The following is a 2,686-nucleotide window of genomic DNA, read 5'->3' as shown; positions in this document are numbered from 1 at the left end:
CTGTACGTTTTTGGGCTTCGGCGAGTTCAGCCAGGGCCTTATCTAAGCGTTTGGCTTCTTCCCGGGCCTCTGCGTGGGATTTTGCAAGCTCTGCCAGTGCTTTATCCAGGCGTGCAGTTTCCTCGCGCGTTTCCTTCCGCCACTCTGTTAGGGTTTCTTCTGTACGTTTTTGGGCTTCGGCGAGTTCAGCCAGGGCCTTATCTAAGCGTTTGGCCTCTTCCCGGGCCTCCCGCTGAGTTTCAGCCAGCTCAGCTAAGGCCTTATCTAGACGCCTTGATTCTTCCTTTTGCACCTCGGCCAGCTCGGCTAGGATAGTGGCTACTTCAGCAAAACGCTTATCTGTAAGGTTAGCTGAATCTTCTACGGCTTTTCTTAGAGCAGTAAAGTCTTCGTGGGTGACCTTTATTTCTTTTATACGCTCATCCACGATCTGTACGATAGCCCGGTACAGTTCAGGGGTAATTCCAGAGATTTCCATATCCATATTAACCCACTCCCAAATTTTATCCTATCATTAAGGGAAATGACGTGCAATAATTAGTCTTTACGAGTTATCACACTTTTGCCGGTACAGAAGCCTTGTTCGCGTAAGACTTTTAGGACCGGGTGCTTCCGGAACAAGTACGATCTTTTTTCGGTTGAAGTTTTGTTCATCGCGTGTTCTTAGGCTTGCGGGGAAGGGGGTTCAAGGGCAGGAAGGCGCTAAATAATTTGAAGCTAAAAGCCATAGGAGCTAGATACATCCTCAATCCTTGGATGAGCGAGTTACATCCGGAAATAGCGCCTCGCACCTAAATAGCTTCGGAAAAAGAGGGGTTCAGAGAGACGGTTTATGACTACCCCCTGGCGAGAGCGGGCGTTGATAAATTTACCGCTATCGATGTATATACCTACGTGGGTGGGAAAATTTGAGCCTTCGGTGTCAAAAAAGACCAGATCCCCGGCATGAAGGTCTCCCTTTTCTACTTTCTGGCCTACCTGGAATTGCTGGTCGGCGTCCCGGGGAAGTTTGATGCCATTTACGAAATAGGAAATATAGGTAAGGCCTGAACAATCGATTCCGTATATACTTACGCCCCCCCAGAGGTAAGGCGCCCCCAACAGTTTTTCTGCTGTTTTAACTACATCAAGGCCGCTACGCTTTCCTTCAGGCCTTCCTTGCGGCCAGATCTCTACATCCTGCCTCAACAGCCAGGCTGTCCTGCGGCCGGGGATCCAGACTTCTACCCACCCCGGCTCTTGAGTTTGTAAAAGGGGCAGGTCGGTTCCCAGCACAGCCTCCCCAACGACCGGTGCTGTAACCGCAGGCTCCCTATAAAGCTTGGTCGAAGGGGCGATGACAACGGCTACTTGGCTACCTTCCGGGGGCGTATCCTCTACTATGTCTTTGGCCTTGAGCCACCCTATATATCCGTCCGGCACCCGGGCCTTAATCCACTGGCCATCTCCTGCGGAGAGTATCCTGACCTCATCGCCTAGAAGGGCTTGGGTGACGAGCTCTGCTCCATCGTCGGGTGCGCCGCGGACGTCGGCCACGGTAACGCTTATATAGTGTCCTTTAGCCGTAGGGCGGACGTGTTCTCCTTCTCTATTTTCTTGAGGCAAAAGCGGGGGCCCCAGCGCTTTACCATAACCCAGGTAGTATCCCGCTGCTAAAGCGATAGTTAAAATTAGGGTAATTAAACTTATTGTACGGCGGAAAGATATACTCCTGCCCCGTCCTTCCCGCGCCGGAGGCCCCTTTTTTTACTTATATTTCCGGCAAGCAGGCCAGGCCCTGCTTAAGCATTTCTTGGGTGTATTCCACGTCCTGGAGCCTGCCGGCGAAATAGTCCTCGTAGGCGCTGAGATCGAAATGACCGTGCCCGCTAAGACCAAAGAGGATAATTTTAGTTTCTCCAGTTTCCCTGCATTTTAGTGCTTCGTCTATAGCAGCTTTAATGGCGTGGGCGCTTTCGGGAGCAGGCAGGATCCCTTCCTGCTGGGCGAAAAGTACGGCCGCAGAAAAGATCTCGTTTTGGTGGTAGGCGCGGGCCTTAATCAGCCCATCGGCGTAGAGGCGGCTGACCAGGGGTGCTGCTCCGTGATACCGCAACCCTCCGGCATGGATACCGGGCGGAATGAAAGAGTGACCGAGGGTATACATCTCTAGCAGGGGGGTAAGCCCGACGGTGTCTCCATAGTCGTAGGCCAGCTTTCCTTTAGTCAAGGTGGGGCAGGCCGCAGGCTCCACGGCTATAACCTCCACTTTTTTTCCGGCAAAGACGTCCATGAGGAAGGGGAAGGACAGCCCGGCAAAGTTGCTGCCCCCGCCGTGGCACCCGATGACTACGTCGGGGTACAACCCTTCTTGTTTTAACTGTTCCTTGGCCTCTAGACCTATAACGGTCTGGTGGAGAAGCACGTGGTTTAGTACGCTGCCCAGTGAATAATTGGTATCATTGTGGGTGGCTGCATCCTCTACGGCTTCGCTGATGGCTATACCCAGGCTGCCCAAGCAGTCCGGATCTTGGGCTAAAATGCGGCGCCCGGCTTCCGTGCGATCGCTAGGGCTGGGTATGACCTCGGCCCCGTAGACTTGCATGAAGGAGCGCCGGTAGGGTTTCTGCTGGTAGCTTACCTTAACCATGTATACCGTGCACTCTAAGCCGAAAAAGCGGCAGGCGATGCTTAAGGCCGTGCCCCA

2 protein-coding genes and 1 pseudogene are annotated in these 2,686 nt (G+C 53.2%); all 3 read right to left on the bottom strand.

The genetic code is table 11. The features are described 5' to 3' along the window. Positions 1–484, bottom strand: a pseudogene (locus L5656_RS11215) (hypothetical protein); the annotation flags it as partial. Between the two features lie 281 nt (positions 485–765). Further along, on the bottom strand, positions 766–1,605 hold the full coding sequence (locus tag L5656_RS11210; protein ID WP_297202972.1) for a C40 family peptidase: 840 nt from the start codon (positions 1,603–1,605) through the stop codon (positions 766–768). A 145-nt stretch (positions 1,606–1,750) separates the two neighbouring features. Next, positions 1,751–2,686 (bottom strand): TrpB-like pyridoxal phosphate-dependent enzyme (locus L5656_RS11205; protein WP_297202970.1); only part of this gene is annotated, 936 nt, incomplete at its 5' end.

The sequence above is a fragment of the Thermanaeromonas sp. genome, from assembly GCF_021890735.1.
Taxonomy (GTDB): Bacteria; Bacillota; DSM-521; order Neomoorellales; family Neomoorellaceae; genus Thermanaeromonas.
Note: the sequence above shows the minus strand (reverse complement) of the source record. Positions and strands in the feature narration are given on the sequence as shown.